The organism is Curtobacterium sp. MCPF17_018 (genome assembly GCF_003234135.1).
In the GTDB taxonomy this organism is placed as follows: Bacteria; Actinomycetota; Actinomycetes; order Actinomycetales; family Microbacteriaceae; genus Curtobacterium; species Curtobacterium flaccumfaciens.
The window spans coordinates 1-15,502 of record NZ_QKSJ01000019.1; the positions used below are offsets into that span (position 1 = coordinate 1).

Here is a 15,502-nt window from a genome sequence, read left to right on the forward strand (position 1 = left end):
GGTCGGCGGGGGTCGGGTCGGGGGCGTCGGTCGGGTCCGTTGCGCCGCCGGCGTCCGTCTTGCCGCCGGCGTCCGTCTTGCCGCCGGCGTCGGTCTTGCCGCCGGCGTCCGTCGGGTCCGTCCGGTCCGTCGGGTCCGTCGCGTCCGCCGGGTCCGCCGCCGGACTGGAGGCCCGGATCGCGTCCGCCTCGTCGGTCACGATCGTGCCCGCCTCGATCCGCACGGTGTGCGCCGCCAGCTTCGGGGGCACGTCACCGAACACAGCGGCCGTGATGAGCACCTGCTCGTAGTCCGCGACGGCGTTCGCCAGCCGTTCCCGGCGTGATTCGTCGAGCTCGGCGAACACGTCGTCGAGGATGATGATCGGGTCGCCCAGGTTCGACTCCGCACGCAGGATCGAAGCACTCGCGAGCTGGATCGCCAGCGCGAAGGACCAGGATTCGCCGTGACTGGCGTACCCACGGGCTGGTAACCCGTTGAGCTGGAACAGAACATCGTCCCGGTGCGGTCCCACGAGGGTGAGTCCGCGGTCGAGTTCGTCCCGGCGACGTCGCTCGAGCGCGGCGGCGAAGGCCTCGGCCGCCGACGCGACCGTGACGGGCTCGTCGGGGGTCCCGAGGACGGGATCGGTGGCCGCCGCGGACTCGGGGTCGCCACCGCGGATCGACAGGACACCGGTGATCGAGGCGTCGTGGTGCTCGCCGGCGACGGTCGCGTAGGCCTCGGCCACGAAGGGTGCGAGCCGCCGGGTCAGGTGGTCACGGGCCGCGACGATCTCGGCGCCGAGTCCGACGAGCCGGTCGTCCCAGACGTCGAGCGTCGACAGGGCGTTCGCCTTCGCACCGGTGGCACGGGCCGACTTCAGCAGGGTGTTCCGCTGCCGGAGCGTGCGGTCGTAGTCGGCGAGCACGCCCTGCATCCGCGGTGCGATCTGGCCGAGCAGCTCGTCGAGCATCCGGCGTCGCCCGGCCGGTTCACCGCGGACGAGCGCCAGGTCCTCCGGAGCGAAGAGCACGCTCGTGCAGTAGCGCGGCAACTCCCGCGGCTTGATCGCCGACCGGTTGACCTGCGCACGGTTCGCACCGGTGCGGTTGATCTGCACCTCGGCGAGGATGCTGCGTTCCTCGTGGGCGAGCCGTGCCCGGACGATCGCGGCGTCGCACCCCTGACGCACCAGGGCCGCGTCGGTGGGGACGCGGTGCGAGCCGAGCGTGGAGAGGTACCCGATCGCCTCGACCAGGTTGGTCTTGCCCTGGCCGTTGCGCCCGACGAACAGGTTCGGCCCGCGTGCGAGGTCGACGTCCGCCTCCCGGTAGTTCCGGAAGTCGGTCAGTTGGAGATGGTCGACGTGCACGCGGGCCGAGTCCGGGTTCCCCCGGGAAGTCCTAGGACTTCTTGACGGCGTGACCGCCGAACTGGTTGCGGAGCGCTGCGACGGCCTTCATCGTCGGCGAGGCGCTGCCCTGGCGCGAGACGAAGCGCGCGAAGATCGACGCCGAGAGCGCCGGCATCGGCACGGCGAGCTCGATGCCCTCTTCCAGCGTCCAGCGGCCCTCGCCCGAGTCCTCGACGTAGCCCTCGAGCTCGTCGAGCTTCGGGTCCTCGTTCAGCGCGAGCACCATCAGGTCGAGCAGCCAGGACCGGACGACCGTTCCACGCTGCCACCCGGCGAACACGGCGGGGACGTCGGTGATCAGGTCCTTGGCCTCGAGGAGCTCGTAGCCCTCGCCGTACGCCTGCATGATCGCGTACTCGATGCCGTTGTGGACCATCTTCGCGTAGTGGCCGGCGCCGATCGGGCCAGCGTGCGAGAAGCCTTCTTCGCGGGGGCCCTCGGGGCGCAGGGCATCGAAGACGGGCATCGCGAACTCGACGTCCGCAGCGTCACCGCCGACCATGAGGCCGTAGCCGTTGTCCTTGCCCCAGACGCCACCGGAGACGCCGACGTCCATGTAGCGGATGCCGCGCGCACCGAGCTGCTCGGCGTGCGTGGTGTCGTCCAGCCACTTCGAGTTGCCACCGTCGATGACCAGGTCACCCTCGCCGAGGACGCCGGCCAGGTCGGTGATCACGTCGTCGGTGATCTTGCCGTGCGGGACCATGACCCACACGAGACGCTTGCCCTCCGGGAGGGCAGCGGCGAGGGCGCCGAGGTCGGCGACGTCCGAGACGGCGGGGTTGGCGTCGTACCCGGTGACCTCGATACCTGCGTTGCGGAGACGGGCACGCATGTTGTTGCCCATGCGACCAAGGCCGACAAGACCGATGTGCATGATTTCCTCTTCTGTTCGTCGTCGCGCTGATGCTGCCGGTGGTGTGCGCCAGCGCAGGTTGCCTGTTGCGCCTATCGCAGCAGCAGGTTCGGCTGCAGCAGGTACCGGTATCCATCGGTCGCTGCGGCCTCTTGCGAAGTCTGGCCGGTGATCAGCACCGGGCCCGGCTTGTTGGGGTTCTCCGTCTTGGTGAAGGAGATGCGGACGAACTCGGAGTGCACCGCGTTCAGTCCGTCCAGGAGGAAGGCGGGCTTCAACGAGACCACCGTTTCCTCGCCGGTCAACAACGCACTGATCGACTCTGACGCCTGCGCTTGTTCGGATCCGATCGCCTCGAGCGTGAGCCCGTCGACCGTGAAGGAGAACCGGAGCGCCGCTTCGCGCTCCAGGACGAGGGAGACCCGTCGGACCGCCTCGACGAGCTCCGCGGTGTTGATCACCGCGTGGTCGTTGACGGTCTCGGGGAAGAGGCGGCGGACCGGCGGGTAGTTGCCCTTGATGAGCAACGACGTCACGGTCTTGTCGTCGGCGTGGAACGCGATGAGCTCGCGGTCGGAGTTGCCGCTGATCGACACCGACACCGTGGACGCCGAACCGAACGTGCGGCCGACCTCCTGCAGGGTGCGGGCCGGGACCAGTGCGTGCAGGGGGTCCGAGCCGACTCGGCCGGAGTCCCACGCGATGGTGCGGACGGCGACGCGGTAGCGGTCCGTCGCGATGAGGGAGAGGTCGTTGTCGCCGACCTCGAGCTGCACGCCGGTGATGACGGGGGTGACGTCGTCGCGGCTGGCGGCGACGGCCACCTGCGACACCGCTTCGGAGAACGCGTCGCCGGGGATCACACCGGTCTGCGGGCCGATCTCCGGCAGCGTCGGGTACTCCTCGACCGGCATGGACAGCAGCGTGAAGTGCGCCGACCCGCAGGAGACGGAGATCCTGGCGTCCTCGGTGGTGAACGACACGGGGGCGTTCGGCAACCGGCTCGCGATGTCGTTCAGCAGTCGACCGGAGACCAGGACGGTGCCGGGCTCGTCGATCTGGGCCGAGATGGACGTCTGCGCCGACACCTCGTAGTCGAACGACGAGAGCGTCAGACGATCTCCGTCGGCGTGGATCAGGACGCCCGAGAGGATCGGGAGGGTCGTGCGCTGCGGGAGGAGCTTCACTGCGAAGGAGACGGCTTCGGAGAAGACGTCCCGGTTGACCTCGAACTTCACAGCTGGAACCCCTGTCGATCGGCTTGGACTGTCCGGCCGCCCCATTCTGGCACAGGCGGACGGGGGCCGGATTTCTTGTCATCCCGCCGTCCACAAGGTTGTCCCGCAGAGATTGATCGTTAACCAGGAGTAATGGTGTTAACGCCTGTGCACACTGTGGATAACCCTGTGCATCCGCTCCGCAGTAGGGAACTACACGCTTGTGACTTGTGAGCGGCGTGTGAGCGTTAACGGGATGAATGAATCTCATCTATCCACTTCCATCCCCAGTCTCCACAGGTGACCCCCCACCTGTGTACAACCGGGCGGCGTGTCCTCCACAGTTATCCACAGGCTATCCACACTGTGAGAACTCCGGCCCATGGAACCGTCTCAGATGGTGGATGGGGCGGGGAACGGGCCGATCTCAGCGGTAGCGGCGGTCCTGCTTGATGCGGCTGGTGAGCTCGGTGACCTGGTTGTAGATCGACCGACGCTCCTTCATCAGCTCGGTGATCTTCTTGTTCGCGTACATCACCGTGGTGTGGTCGCGGTTGCCGAACAGCTGCCCGATCTTGGGCAGGGACAGGCTCGTCAGCTCACGGCACAGGTACATCGCGATCTGTCGTGCCGTGGCGATCGCCTGGGAGCGGGACGACCCGTACAGGTCGTCGACGGAGAGCTTGAAGTACTCCGCGGTGTGGTTGATGATGTCCGTCGGCGCGACGACGTTGTCCTCGTCGAGGGTGATCAGGTCCTTGAGGACCGTCTGCACGAGGGCCATGTCCACGGCCGTCCGGTTGAGGCTCGCGAACGCGGTGACGCGGATCAGGGTGCCCTCGAGCTCGCGGATGTTGCTCGACACCTTCGACGCCATGAACTCGAGGATGTCGTCGGGCACCTGCAGGTGGTCGGACTGTGCCTTCTTGCGGAGGATCGCGATGCGCGTCTCGAGCTCGGGCGCCTGCACGTCGGTGATCAGGCCCCACTCGAAGCGCGATCGCATCCGGTCCTCGAAGCCGGTCAGGTGCTTCGGCGCGACGTCCGACGTGATGACGACCTGCTTGTTGTGGTCGTGCAGCGTGTTGAACGTGTGGAAGAAGGCCTCCTGCGTGGAGTCCTTCCCCTGCAGGAACTGGATGTCGTCGATCAGCAGGATGTCGATGTCGCGGTACCGCTGCTGGAACTGGTTCGAGCGGTTGTTCGCGATCGAGTTGATGAAGTCGTTGGTGAACTCCTCGCTCGACACGTACCGGACGCGGATCCCCGGGTAGAGGCTCTCGGCGTAGTGCCCGATGGCGTGGAGCAGGTGGGTCTTCCCCAGCCCGGAGTCCCCGTAGATGAAGAGCGGGTTGTAGGCCTTGGCCGGTGCCTCGGCGACGGCGACCGCTGCGGCGTGGGCAAACCGGTTCGACGACCCGATGACGAAGTTGTCGAAGTTGTACTTCGGGTTGAGCCGCGACTCGGGGCGCCCGCTGGTGCCGGGAGAGTCGATCTGGCTCGGCACGAACGGCGCCTCGATGTACTGGCGCGGCGCGGCACTCTGCTCGACGGCTTCCTGCACGGGCTCGGCGTACTCGGGGACGTTCGGGTCCACGCGTGGCTCCGATGCCATGTCGGGGTTCACCGTGATGGCGAAGTTCGCGACCGAGTCGTCACCGATGCGGGCGACCGCCTCGGTGATCGGGATGCGGATGCGCTGTTCGAGCATGCCCCGGGTCAGGTCGTTCGGCACCTCGAGGTACAGGGTGCCGGCGAGCACGCCCTTCGGCTCGACCAGGTTGAGGAACCCGTGGAGCTGCGGCGTGATGCGGGGGTCCTCGGCGAGGAGTCCGAGTACGGATGACCAGAGGTCCTCGACGGGGTCGGCCGGCAACGTCATGTCGCGCTCGTCTCCAGGGGTCGTGTCGTGCGTTCGCTGCCGGACGAGGGTGCGTCCTGCGGGGTCGGACATGCCGTGGCGTCCTCGGTGACCGCACTCGGGACCAGGTCGTCGCCGGCGGATCGTCGGTGGCTCCGGGGGCTTCGTCGACGCCTCGTTGCCGCGGAGGTTCCCACAGGGTTGTCCACAGTGTTGTCCACGACCACCTCGAGCCGTCTGACAGGAGTACTTCCCTGTCGTACCGGCCATCGGGGGGATCGATCACACCACTGTAAAGGACCGGACCGAGTCCCACCGAACGGAAGTTGTCCCCAATGTGGAGAATGGGCTCGAGGGACGTCAGACCCGGCGGCGACGGTGCGACCGCTCCAGGCGGGGTTTGACCTGCTCGCCGCTGTCACGTACCGTTAACCAGTTGACTGCGGCCCTTTGGTCGCGCCCATCTGCGTCGTTCGACACCCGGACGGCTACACATACGTGACGGCTCGCCGCGAGCAGCCGTGTGGAGAACATCATGAGCAAGCGCACCTTCCAGCCGAACAACCGCCGCCGCGCCAAGAAGCACGGCTTCCGCCTCCGCATGCGGACGCGTGCCGGCCGCGCCATCCTGTCGGCGCGTCGCGCCAAGGGCCGTACCGAGCTCTCGGCCTGATCAGGTTCATCGCCTGATCCGGTCCTCGGTCTGACCCCGGCGTCGCAGTGTTGGCCAGCGCCAACCGCATCGTGCGCGGGGATGACTACCGGAACGTCGTGCGTCGTGGTCGCAAGAGCGCCACGGCGCACGTCGTCGTGTCCGTGGTCCGTCAGCCGGCAGGTCGCAACGGACCGACGCGGTTCGGCTTCATCGTCGCGAAGACGGTGGGGAACGCCGTGACCCGGAACCTGATCAGGCGGCGACTCAAGGCGATCGCGCACGATCTGCTCGTCGAGTGCCCGCAGGGCTTCGACGTGGTGGTCCGTGTACTGCCAGCCGCATCGCAGGCCGGATGGCCTACCCTGCTCGAAGACGTCACGCGCTCCTTCGCGCGCGGGGTGGAGAAGGCAGCATGAACCGCACTCTGTGGACCCGGCTTGCCTGGGTCATCGCGTTGCTCCCACGCAACGCGTGCGTCGTCGTGCTCCGGGCCTACCGTGCGGTGATCTCCCCGCTGTACGGCAACGTCTGCCGCTACCACCCGTCGTGCTCCCGGTACGCCCTCGAAGCGATCCAGCAGTACGGCGTCGTGCGCGGATCCGCCATGGGCGCCTGGCGCATCGCCCGTTGCAACCCCTGGGCTGCTGGCGGAATCGACGACGTCAAGGAACGCCGTCACCCGTTCGTCGTCAACCGGTTCGGGTTCGTCCTCGCGCCGATCCCGCAGCAGCCGCACCCCGCGGTCGGAACGGCCCGGCCGGTCCTGCTCCCCCAGCGCACTCGAAAGGCGTAGCCGTCCCCATGGTGATCATCAACACGATCCTCTGGCCACTCAAATGGGTGGTCTCGGCCATCCTCGTCGGCTTCCACTGGATCTTCGAGAGCCTCGGCATGGACCCGAGCGAGGGCATCACGTGGGTGCTCTCGATCATCTTCCTGACGTTCGTCGTCCGCGCAGCGTTGATCCCGATCTTCGTCCGGCAGATCAAGTCCCAGCGCCGCATGCTCGAGGTCGCGCCGCAGCTGAAGAAGATCCAGGACAAGTACAAGGGCAAGAAGGACCAGTTCTCGCGTGAGGCCATGAGCCGCGAGACGATGGCGCTCTACAAGGAGACCGGGACCAATCCGCTCAGCTCCTGCCTGCCCCTGCTGCTGCAGATGCCGATCTTCTTCTCGCTGTACTCGGTGCTGCACGAGGCCCAGATCAACAAGACGGGCATCGGCCTGCTGACGAACGACCTCGCGGCGTCGTTCGGCAACGCGGCCCTGTTCGGCGCTCCCCTGCACGAGACGTTCACGAACGCCTCCGGGTGGGAGGTCCGTGCGATCGCGGGCTTCATGATCGTCGTGATGACGGCGTCGCAGTTCATCACGCAGCTGCAGCTCGTCGCCAAGAACATGTCGCCGGAGACCAAGGAGTCTCCGATGTACCGCCAGCAGAAGATGATGCTGTACATCCTCCCGCTGGTCTTCGTGATCTCGGGTCTGAGCTTCCCCCTCGGCGTCATGTTCTACTGGCTGGCCTCGAACGTCTGGACGATGGCGCAGCAGTACTTCGTCATCCGCAGCATGCCGACGCCCGGCTCCGAAGCAGCACTGGCTCGTGAAGCCCGCCTGGCCAAGAAGGCACAGCGTCGCGGGACCGCCACCCCGGTCCTCGCCGAGGCCGGTGCCGGCGCCGGTGCGACGGAGATCGAGCCCGTGCGCGTCACCACCCAGCGTCAGCAGCCGGTCGGCAAGCAGCGCCAGAAGAAGAACGGGAAGAAGTAAGTGACCGAGCAGGACACCGCAGCCGCCGTCGAGACGACGGACACCGAGACCGAGGACGCCCGCGACGAAGCGGACATCGCGGCGGACTACATCGAGGAGCTCCTCGACATCTGCGACCTCGACGGCGACATCGAGATCGAAGAACGCGCCGGTCGGGTGTACCTGTCGGTCACCGACGACGGTGAGGCACTCCGCGTGCTGTCGAAGCCCGACACCGTGACGGCGTTGCAGGAGCTCACCCGGATCGCCGTGCAGGCGGAGACCGGCGAGTTCAGCCGGCTCATCCTCGACGTCGGTGGCTCGCGGGATGCCCGTGCTGACGAGCTGCAGCGGCTCGTGGACACCGCTGTCGAGCGCATCGAAGCCGGTTCGTCGTCGGCTGCGCTCCCCCCGATGTCGTCCTACGAGCGAAAGCTCGTCCACGACCTGGTCGCTGAGAAGGGCTTCCACTCGGAGTCCGAGGGTGAGGGTCGGGACCGCCACACGGTCGTCACCCGATGACGGACACACCCGTCCCGACGGAAGCAGCACCGGTCCTCGAGGCTGAGCCCGCGGCGGCTGCAGCACTCTTCGGTGACCAGATCGAGGTTGCGCGCTCGTTCACGAACGAACTTGCGCGACGGGGTGAGGAGCTGGGCCTGGTCGGCCCGCTCGAGCTTCCGCGCCTTTGGACGCGACACATCCTCAATTCCGCGTTGCTGGCACCGCTCCTGGAGGCCCGTGGTCGCGTCGCCGACGTCGGCTCGGGGGCAGGGTTGCCGGGTCTCGTGCTCGCGATCGCCCGTCCGGACGTCGAGTTCGTCCTCATCGAACCGATGGAGCGCCGAACGGACTGGCTTCGCAACGAGTCCGACCGGCTCGGCCTGCAGAACGTCGCGGTGCTCCGCGGCCGTGCTGAGGACGTGGCTGACGACGTCGTCGTCGACCAGGTCACCGCACGGGCCGTCAGTGCGCTGTCGAAGCTCATTCCCCTCACTGTGCCCCTGGTCCGCTCCGGCGGGCAGCTCATTCTGATGAAGGGTGCACGCGTCGACGAAGAGATCGAGAAGGCCCGAAAGGTCATCCTCCGGAAGCGCCTCTCCGATGTCGAGGTGCTCGAGCTCGGAGAAGGTGTGGTCGACGAGACCACCCGCGTCTTCCGGGCTACAGTTGACTGACGCTGCGGCTCGGGCCGGGTCATCCGGCCGCCAGTGGCTCCGCGTTCCACGTGAAACATCGAACCGGGGAAGAGGCACTCGTTGAGTTCATCGACCGACTACGACGCGTCGACACCGCTCGCTCGCGAGATTGCCGACCTGAACCGGCGCCGGCGTGCGATCGCCACGCAACAGTTTCCGCTGCCTTCTAAGACACGAATCATCACCGTCTCGAACCAGAAGGGTGGAGTCGGCAAGACGACGACGACGGTCAACCTGGCGGCGGGACTCGCACATGGTGGAGCTCGTGTGCTGGTGATCGACCTGGACCCGCAGGGCAACGCCTCGACGGCGCTCGGCGTGGACCACCAGGCGGAGGTCGCGAGCATCTACGACGTGATCGTCGATGAGGCACCGATGGCCGACACCGTGCAGGCGTCCCCCGAGTCGGACACCCTCTGGTGCGTGCCGGCAACGATTCACCTTGCCGGCGCCGAGATCGAACTCGTGTCACTGGTAGCCCGTGAGCAGCGCCTCCGGACTGCACTCGACATGTACCTGCAGTCGCTGGACGAGCCCTACCACTACGTCTTCATCGACTGCCCGCCGTCGCTGGGCCTCTTGACGATCAACGCTTTCGTGGCTGCGCAAGAGGTACTCATCCCGATCCAGTGCGAGTACTACGCGCTCGAAGGACTGAGCCAGCTGCTGCGGAACATCGAACTGATCGAGCGGCACCTCAACCCGAACCTCCGGGTCTCGACGATCCTGCTGACCATGTACGACAGCCGGACGAACCTGTCGAACCAGGTGGCGAACGACGTCCGTGAGCACTTCGGTGACCAGGTGCTCAAGGCCATGATCCCCCGCTCCGTCCGCGTGAGCGAAGCACCGAGCTACGGCCAGAGCGTCGTCGCCTACGACGTGAACTCCACCGGGTCGCTGTCCTACCTGGAAGCGGCCGCCGAGATCGCAGCACGAGGAGCGAAGCACTGATGGCACCGAAGCGAACCGGACTCGGCCGAGGCATCGGCGCCCTGATCCCGACCGCAACCGATCAGCAGGACCGTCCCGTCGACGTCTTCTTCCCGACCGGAGGCTCGCCGGCCTCCGCACCGACGGCCGACGAGCTGGTGGCCGTGCCGGGAGCCCGACTCGCGAACCTCAACCCGCTCGATGTGATCCCCAACGCGCAGCAGCCGCGGAAGGAGTTCCGCGAGGAGGAGCTCCAGGAGCTCGTCCACTCGATCCGTGAGATCGGCGTGCTGCAGCCCATCGTCGTCCGGCCCATCCCCGGCGCGACGGGTACCGAGCCGCAGTACGAGCTCATCATGGGTGAGCGTCGTCTGCGTGCCACGAAGGAACTCGGCCTGAGCACGATCCCGGCGATCGTGAAGGACACCCCCGACGACGCGATGCTGCGCGACGCTCTGTTGGAGAACCTCCACCGGGCGCAGCTCAACCCCCTCGAGGAGGCCTCGGCGTACCAGCAGCTCCTCGCGGACTTCGGGATCACCCAGGAACAGCTCGGACAGCGCATCGGACGATCGCGCCCGCAGATCACGAACACGATCCGACTCCTGCGGCTCCCCTCCCCCGTGCAGCGGCGAGTGGCCGCAGGCGTGCTCTCTGCCGGACACGCTCGCGCCATCCTCGCCGCTCCGGACGCGGAGGCGATGGAGTACCTGGCTGAGAAGATCGTCAACGAGGACCTGTCGGTCCGTGCTGCTGAGGCGATCGCCCAGCAGCTCTCCGCCAAGACTCCGCCGGCGAAGCCGAAGCCCGAGCCGTCCAAGCGCCAGGCACACTTCAACGATCTCGCTGAACGACTCGGCGATCGCCTGAACACGCGGGTGAAGATCGCGGTCGGCGCTCGCAAGAGTTCCGTCACGATCGACTTCGCGAATGGCGATGACCTCAACCGGATCCTCGGCGAGCTCGGCGTGCAGGACCTCGAGGGCTGAACCTATCGCTGTGCGCCCCTGTGCGGCCGTTTGAGCCCCTGTAACGGCCAGGCCGGGTGAGGACGTGGGTCGGTCGTTTCGGTCGCTCCAGCGGCTCGGCAGCTCGATCGGGCGGGGTTGCAACAGCCGCGATCGCAGTCTGCCTCAGGTGAGATGGTGGAACAGCGGTTCGGCCTAAGTGCCAGTGGTCCGAGGGACGTTTCAACGGCCTTTTGATCCGAGGTTCCGCGAGTTCGCTGCAGCGGGATCACGGTCGTCGGGCCGGTACCCGAGTGCGCCAGCCCACGTTGTACTCAGCTCCTGAGTTGTCGGAGTCCGTGCCGCGATGATCATCCAAAATGACGTCCGGCCTGAGGCGGTGGAGATCGTTGCGATCGACGTCGAGGCGTCTGGCATCGTCGACCTGCGCGATGTGAACGCCCTTGGCAGCAGTCCGCATCAACTTCGAGGACGCCTTGGCGCCTTGGCAGGCCATCGCCGAGTCCGGGGGGACACCTCGCTCGTGGACGGTGCGTGATCGCCTCCTCGAGGGCGGTGCGATCGGTTTGATCAACCCGTCGCGGAAGAGCCCGGGCCTCTGGCACCTGGTGCTGTGTCGGTGGAACGTGGCGGAGACGCGCCGCGAGTCCGTCTGCTCGATGGACACCGCTGCGGCGAGTGGAGCGACGTTCCACGTGGAACATCGGCAGCAGGGTCAGGCGCGGTGGTCCCGGATGGCCTGCTCAGCGAGCTCGGCGTAGGTCCAGCCGAGGTCGAAACCGGACGCAGACAGCGCCTGCGGCAGCAGTGACGTCTCGGTGAGCCCGGGGAGCACGTTGGCCTCGAGGAACCAGGGCGTCCCGGCCCCGTCGATGATCAGGTCGACGCGTGACAGGTGCCGGAGTCCCAGTGCTGCGTGCGCGGCGACCGCTGCCTCCGCGGCTGCTCCGGCGAACTCGTCCGAGAGTCGCGCGGGCGTGTAGAAGGTCGTCTCCCCCGCGTTGTAGCGCGCCTCGAACCCGTAGATGCCGTTCCGTGGCACGATCTCCACGGCGGAGAGCGCCACCGGGCCGTCTCCGGTGTCGATGATCCCCACGGCGACCTCGGTGCCGCGGATGAGCTGCTCGACCACGACGTCGTCGCAGTACGTGTACGCCGTCACCATGGCCCGGGGCAGGTCCTTGACGTCGTCGACCAGGGTGACGCCCTGTGCACTCCCGCCTCGCGCCGGCTTCACCGCGAGCGGCACCGGGTGCTCGGTGGCGATGGCCTCGAGGACTCCGACGGCACCGAGCTCGCGGAAGACGTCGTGGGACAGCGTCACCGAACGAGGGGTGCGGACGCCGGCGCGGGCGACCAGAGCTGACGCCGTGGGCTTGTCCCATGCTAACCGGGCCGACGTCGAACGTGAGCCGACGAACGGGATGTCCACGGCCTCCAGGATGCCCCGCAGGGCCCCGTCCTCACCGGAGGCGCCGTGCAGTGCCGGCCACACGACGTCCGGGCGTGATTCGGTGAGAGCCGGCAGGAGCATCGCGTCAGCGTCACGCAGGTCGACCTGCCAGCCGTAGCCGGTCAGTGAGTCGGCGACCCGACGGCCGGAGCGGAGGGAGACGTCGCGCTCGTGCGAGATGCCTCCGGCTACGACGACGACGTGACGACGGGTGAGCTCGGCCATGCGGGGTCCTCCGGTGTGGAACTGCGGTGCTGTGCGAGCAGCACTGAGGAAAAGCGCTGATCAGGAGATGTTCGGCGGCGGTGCGCTGACCGATGACGTCTGGCGGACCACGGTGTTCGGTCGGGTCGTCGGGCCGAACGTCTCGATCAGTTCGAGTTCGTCGTTGACCACGTTGGCCAGGCGCTTGACCCCCACCCGGATCTGGTCGGGCGTCGGGTAGCAGAACGACAGACGGATGTGTCCGCCTCCGCGTCCGTCGGCGTAGAAGGCCGTCCCCGGGGTGTACGCCACGAGCTCCTTGACGGCGCGCGGCAGCATGCCCTTGGAGTCGAGCGACTCGGGCAGGGTCAGCCACACGAAGAAGCCACCGTTCGGCTTGGTCCAGGACAGGTCGGGCAGGAACTCCCCCAGCGCGGACAGCATGGCGTCACGGCGCTCGGCGTAGATGCCCCGGAACGTGTCGACCTGGCCCTTCCAGTCGGCCGCGTCGAGGTACGCGTTCACGACGTACTGGCCGAAGGAGTTCGGCGCGAGCACCGCCGATTCGTTGGCGAGCACGAGCTTCTCGCGGATGGCGTGCGGCGCGAGCGCCCAGCCGACACGGAAGCCGGGTGCGAGGGTCTTCGAGAAGGAGCCGAGGTACACCACGCCCTCTTCGTCGATCGATCGGATCGCCTGCGGTGCCGGCTCGTCGAACCACAGGAGCCCGTACGGGTTGTCCTCGAGCACGAGGATGTTGTTCGACCGGCAGATGTCGAGCACCTCGATGCGGCGCTCGCGGCTCATCGTGACGCCGGCCGGGTTGTGGAAGTTCGGGATCGTGTAGAGGAACTTGATCCGCTTGCCCTGGGTGCGGAGGTTCGCGATCGCCTCGCGCAGCGCCTCGGGGACGAGACCGAGCTCGTCCGTCGTCACGTGCACCGTCTCGGCCTGGTACGACCGGAAGACGCCGATCGCGCCGACGTAGGACGGCGACTCTGCGAGCACGACGTCACCCGGATCGATGAACAGCCGTGTGACGAGGTCGAGGGCGTGCTGCGAGCCCGTGGTGACCACGACGTCCTCTGCGCTGGCACGGATGCCCTCGAGGCTCATGACGTCCACGATGTGCTCACGGAGGGACCGCAGGCCCTGTCCGCCGCCGTACTGGAGCGCCATGGCGGCGTCCTCGTTCATGACACGGTCCAGGGAGCCCGTGACGAGCTCTCTGGGCAGCGCTGAGACGAACGGCATGCCGCCGGCCAGCGAGACCACTTCGGGGCGCGAGGCGACGGCGAACAGGGCTCGGACCTCGGAGGCGCTCAGCCCGGCGGTGCGCTGGGCGTAGGAGTCGTACCAGGGGTCGAGGCTGTTGCCGTTCGTCATCGAGTGCTCCGTTCAGTGGGACATTCCCGCCACACTACGACATCGGCCCGGGGAACCAGGGATCCGAGACGGAGCCGATCGTCATCCGGTGGCTCCGGACGAGAACGGCCCCGCTCTCCGGGGAGGGCGGGGCCGTTCGGGTGGGGCGACCTACGCGAGGAACTCGGCGAGGTCGGCCTCGAGCGCGGGCTTCGGCTTGGCACCGATGACGGTCTTGACGACCTCGCCGCCCTTGAAGACCTTCATCGCCGGGATCGACGTGATCTGGTAGTTCATGGCCGACTGGGGGTTGTCGTCCACGTTGAGCTTCACGATCTCGATCTTGCCGGCGTGCTCTTCGGCGATCTGGTCGAGGATCGGCGAGACCGCGCGACACGGGCCACACCACTCGGCCCAGAAATCGACGAGGATCGTCTTGTCGGACTTGAGGACCTCGTCCGAGAAGGTGGCGTCGGTGACAGCCTTGGCGTTGGACATGTGTGCTCCTTCGAGAAGTCGTTCAGGGGGTACAACGGCGATGCCGTCGTGGTATTCCGAGGCGGGTCAGGCGCGTGCGGCGATGACGTCGACCATGGCGGGCTCGGTCGGACCGACGCCCTCGGCCTCGTCCGTCAGTGCGTCGTCGAGCTCGGCGAGGTACTTCTCGGCGTCGAGCGCGGCGACCGTGCCCGAACCCGCAGCCGTGATGGCCTGACGGTAGGTCGGGTCGATGACGTCACCGGCGGCGAAGACACCCGGCAGGTTGGTCTTCGACGAGCGGCCCTGGACGGCGATCGTGCCCTCGGGCGCGATGTCGATCTGGCCGTGGATCAGGTGCGTGCGCGGGTCGTTGCCGATCGCGATGAACAGGCCGTCCAGCGCGAGCTCGGACTCCTCGCCCGTCACGGTGTCCTTGAGCGTGACGCCCTCGACCGCGGAGTCACCGGTGATGCCGGTGACTTCCTTGTTCCACGCGAACTCGATCTTCGGGTCGTTCATCGCACGGTCCTGCATGATCTTCGACGCACGCAGGGAGTCCTTGCGGTGGATGACCGTCACCTTGTCGGCGAAGCGGGTGAGGAACGTCGCCTCTTCCATCGCGGAGTCGCCGCCACCGACGACGGCGATGTTCTTCTGTCGGAAGAAGAAGCCGTCGCAGGTCGCGCACCACGAGACACCGTGGCCGGACAGGCGCTCTTCGTCGGGGAGGCCGAGGTGACGGTACGCGGAGCCGGTGGCGTAGATGACCGCGAGGGCCTCGTACGTCTCGCCGGAACCGACCGTGACCTTCTTGACCTTGCCGGTGAGGTCGACGGAGACGGCGTCGTCGTACAGGACCTCGGCGCCGAACTTCTCGGCCTGTTCCTGCATCTTGATCATGAGGTCGGGGCCCTGGATCCCCTCGGGGAAGCCGGGGAAGTTCTCGACCTCGGTCGTCTTGGTGAGTTCACCGCCCGTCTCGACACTGGAGGCGACGATGAGCGGCTTGAGCTCTGCGCGCGCTGCGTAGATGCCGGCGGTGAACCCGGCCGGGCCGGAACCGATGATGATGAGCTGGCGCATGCCTGATTGCCCTTCCGTTGCGTCTGACCGGGTCAACCCATCGTACCGGCGAGGCATTCCACACGGCCCGTGAGCGTGTGGTG

At 67.4% G+C, this 15,502-nt stretch carries 17 protein-coding genes; 9 read left to right on the forward strand and 8 right to left on the reverse strand.

Annotated elements, in window-relative coordinates; translation table 11 throughout:
* The 4 genes from recF to dnaA all read right to left on the reverse strand — a co-directional run.
* On the reverse strand, positions 1-1,354 hold a 1,354-nt coding region (recF, locus tag DEJ27_RS16305; protein ID WP_309147041.1), incomplete at its 3' end, for a DNA replication/repair protein RecF.
* Positions 1,355-1,385: 31 nt separating this feature from the next.
* On the reverse strand, positions 1,386-2,273 hold the full coding sequence (gene gnd, locus DEJ27_RS16310; protein ID WP_071248639.1) for a phosphogluconate dehydrogenase (NAD(+)-dependent, decarboxylating): 888 nt from the start codon (positions 2,271-2,273) through the stop codon (positions 1,386-1,388).
* Between the two features lie 71 nt (positions 2,274-2,344).
* Positions 2,345-3,490 carry a DNA polymerase III subunit beta gene (gene dnaN, locus DEJ27_RS16315; RefSeq protein ID WP_110862702.1) on the reverse strand — a complete coding sequence of 382 codons (1,146 nt, stop codon included), beginning with the start codon at positions 3,488-3,490 and terminating at the stop codon, positions 2,345-2,347.
* Positions 3,491-3,896: 406 nt separating this feature from the next.
* Positions 3,897-5,351 carry a chromosomal replication initiator protein DnaA gene (gene dnaA / locus DEJ27_RS16320; protein ID WP_110862706.1) on the reverse strand — a complete coding sequence of 485 codons (1,455 nt, stop codon included), beginning with the start codon at positions 5,349-5,351 and terminating at the stop codon, positions 3,897-3,899.
* Positions 5,352-5,865: 514 nt separating this feature from the next.
* Here dnaA and rpmH point away from each other — a divergent pair.
* The 9 genes from rpmH to DEJ27_RS17955 all read left to right on the forward strand — a co-directional run bounded on the left by rpmH (position 5,866) and on the right by DEJ27_RS17955 (position 11,372).
* Positions 5,866-6,003 carry a 50S ribosomal protein L34 gene (rpmH, locus tag DEJ27_RS16325; RefSeq protein WP_022889115.1) on the forward strand — a complete coding sequence of 46 codons (138 nt, stop codon included), beginning with the start codon at positions 5,866-5,868 and terminating at the stop codon, positions 6,001-6,003.
* 47 nt (positions 6,004-6,050) lie between these two features.
* Positions 6,051-6,401 (forward strand): ribonuclease P protein component, encoded by a 351-nt coding sequence (gene rnpA / locus DEJ27_RS16330; RefSeq protein WP_111091456.1) that lies wholly within the window; start codon positions 6,051-6,053, stop codon positions 6,399-6,401.
* Positions 6,398-6,778 carry a membrane protein insertion efficiency factor YidD gene (yidD, locus tag DEJ27_RS16335; protein ID WP_110862701.1) on the forward strand — a complete coding sequence of 127 codons (381 nt, stop codon included), beginning with the start codon at positions 6,398-6,400 and terminating at the stop codon, positions 6,776-6,778. Before rnpA ends, yidD begins: the two co-directional genes overlap by 4 nt.
* Before the next feature lie 8 nt (positions 6,779-6,786).
* Positions 6,787-7,755: a membrane protein insertase YidC gene (yidC, locus tag DEJ27_RS16340; RefSeq protein WP_110862700.1), complete on the forward strand. Its 969-nt coding sequence runs from the start codon at positions 6,787-6,789 to the stop codon at positions 7,753-7,755.
* A complete protein-coding gene (locus tag DEJ27_RS16345; protein ID WP_110862699.1) occupies positions 7,756-8,256 on the forward strand; it encodes a R3H domain-containing nucleic acid-binding protein in 501 nt (166 codons plus the stop codon). It abuts the gene before it with no gap.
* Positions 8,253-8,912, forward strand: coding sequence for a 16S rRNA (guanine(527)-N(7))-methyltransferase RsmG (gene rsmG / locus DEJ27_RS16350; RefSeq protein ID WP_111091457.1), 660 nt, complete (start codon positions 8,253-8,255; stop codon positions 8,910-8,912). Before DEJ27_RS16345 ends, rsmG begins: the two co-directional genes overlap by 4 nt.
* Before the next feature lie 81 nt (positions 8,913-8,993).
* Positions 8,994-9,887 (forward strand): ParA family protein, encoded by an 894-nt coding sequence (locus DEJ27_RS16355; RefSeq protein ID WP_309147042.1) that lies wholly within the window; start codon positions 8,994-8,996, stop codon positions 9,885-9,887.
* On the forward strand, positions 9,887-10,855 hold the full coding sequence (locus tag DEJ27_RS16360) for a ParB/RepB/Spo0J family partition protein (protein WP_111091459.1): 969 nt from the start codon (positions 9,887-9,889) through the stop codon (positions 10,853-10,855). Before DEJ27_RS16355 ends, DEJ27_RS16360 begins: the two co-directional genes overlap by 1 nt.
* Before the next feature lie 325 nt (positions 10,856-11,180).
* A complete protein-coding gene (locus DEJ27_RS17955) occupies positions 11,181-11,372 on the forward strand; it encodes a hypothetical protein (protein ID WP_220035399.1) in 192 nt (63 codons plus the stop codon).
* A 177-nt stretch (positions 11,373-11,549) separates the two neighbouring features.
* Here the strand turns inward: DEJ27_RS17955 and DEJ27_RS16370 are convergent, their stop codons facing one another.
* From DEJ27_RS16370 to trxB, 4 genes are all read right to left on the reverse strand, one after another.
* Positions 11,550-12,512, reverse strand: coding sequence for a D-alanine--D-alanine ligase (locus DEJ27_RS16370; RefSeq protein WP_110862694.1), 963 nt, complete (start codon positions 12,510-12,512; stop codon positions 11,550-11,552).
* 60 nt (positions 12,513-12,572) lie between these two features.
* The gene (locus DEJ27_RS16375) at positions 12,573-13,877 is read right to left on the reverse strand and encodes a PLP-dependent aminotransferase family protein (RefSeq protein WP_111091460.1); all 1,305 of its coding nucleotides are present in this window, start codon (positions 13,875-13,877) and stop codon (positions 12,573-12,575) included.
* Between the two features lie 150 nt (positions 13,878-14,027).
* Entirely contained in the window at positions 14,028-14,354 is a 327-nt protein-coding gene (gene trxA, locus DEJ27_RS16380) for a thioredoxin (protein WP_017887828.1), read from the reverse strand.
* A 66-nt stretch (positions 14,355-14,420) separates the two neighbouring features.
* Entirely contained in the window at positions 14,421-15,419 is a 999-nt protein-coding gene (gene trxB, locus DEJ27_RS16385) for a thioredoxin-disulfide reductase (RefSeq protein WP_110862692.1), read from the reverse strand.
* Positions 15,420-15,502: the final 83 nt, after the last annotated feature.

Bases quoted from the DNA above. Each gene is read 5' to 3' on its own strand.
- trxB (WP_110862692.1), bottom strand. From the start codon at position 15,419: ATGCGCCAGCTCATCATCATCGGTTCCGGCCCGGCCGGGTTCACCGCC.
- dnaA (WP_110862706.1), bottom strand. From the start codon at position 5,351: ATGACGTTGCCGGCCGACCCCGTCGAGGACCTCTGGTCATCCGTACTC.
- rpmH (WP_022889115.1), top strand. From the start codon at position 5,866: ATGAGCAAGCGCACCTTCCAGCCGAACAACCGCCGCCGCGCCAAGAAG.
- trxA (WP_017887828.1), bottom strand. From the start codon at position 14,354: ATGTCCAACGCCAAGGCTGTCACCGACGCCACCTTCTCGGACGAGGTC.
- gnd (WP_071248639.1), bottom strand. From the start codon at position 2,273: ATGCACATCGGTCTTGTCGGCCTTGGTCGCATGGGCAACAACATGCGT.
- DEJ27_RS16370 (WP_110862694.1), bottom strand. From the start codon at position 12,512: ATGGCCGAGCTCACCCGTCGTCACGTCGTCGTCGTAGCCGGAGGCATC.
- DEJ27_RS17955 (WP_220035399.1), top strand. From the start codon at position 11,181: ATGATCATCCAAAATGACGTCCGGCCTGAGGCGGTGGAGATCGTTGCG.
- DEJ27_RS16375 (WP_111091460.1), bottom strand. From the start codon at position 13,877: ATGACGAACGGCAACAGCCTCGACCCCTGGTACGACTCCTACGCCCAG.
- DEJ27_RS16360 (WP_111091459.1), top strand. From the start codon at position 9,887: ATGGCACCGAAGCGAACCGGACTCGGCCGAGGCATCGGCGCCCTGATC.
- yidD (WP_110862701.1), top strand. From the start codon at position 6,398: ATGAACCGCACTCTGTGGACCCGGCTTGCCTGGGTCATCGCGTTGCTC.
- yidC (WP_110862700.1), top strand. From the start codon at position 6,787: ATGGTGATCATCAACACGATCCTCTGGCCACTCAAATGGGTGGTCTCG.
- rsmG (WP_111091457.1), top strand. From the start codon at position 8,253: ATGACGGACACACCCGTCCCGACGGAAGCAGCACCGGTCCTCGAGGCT.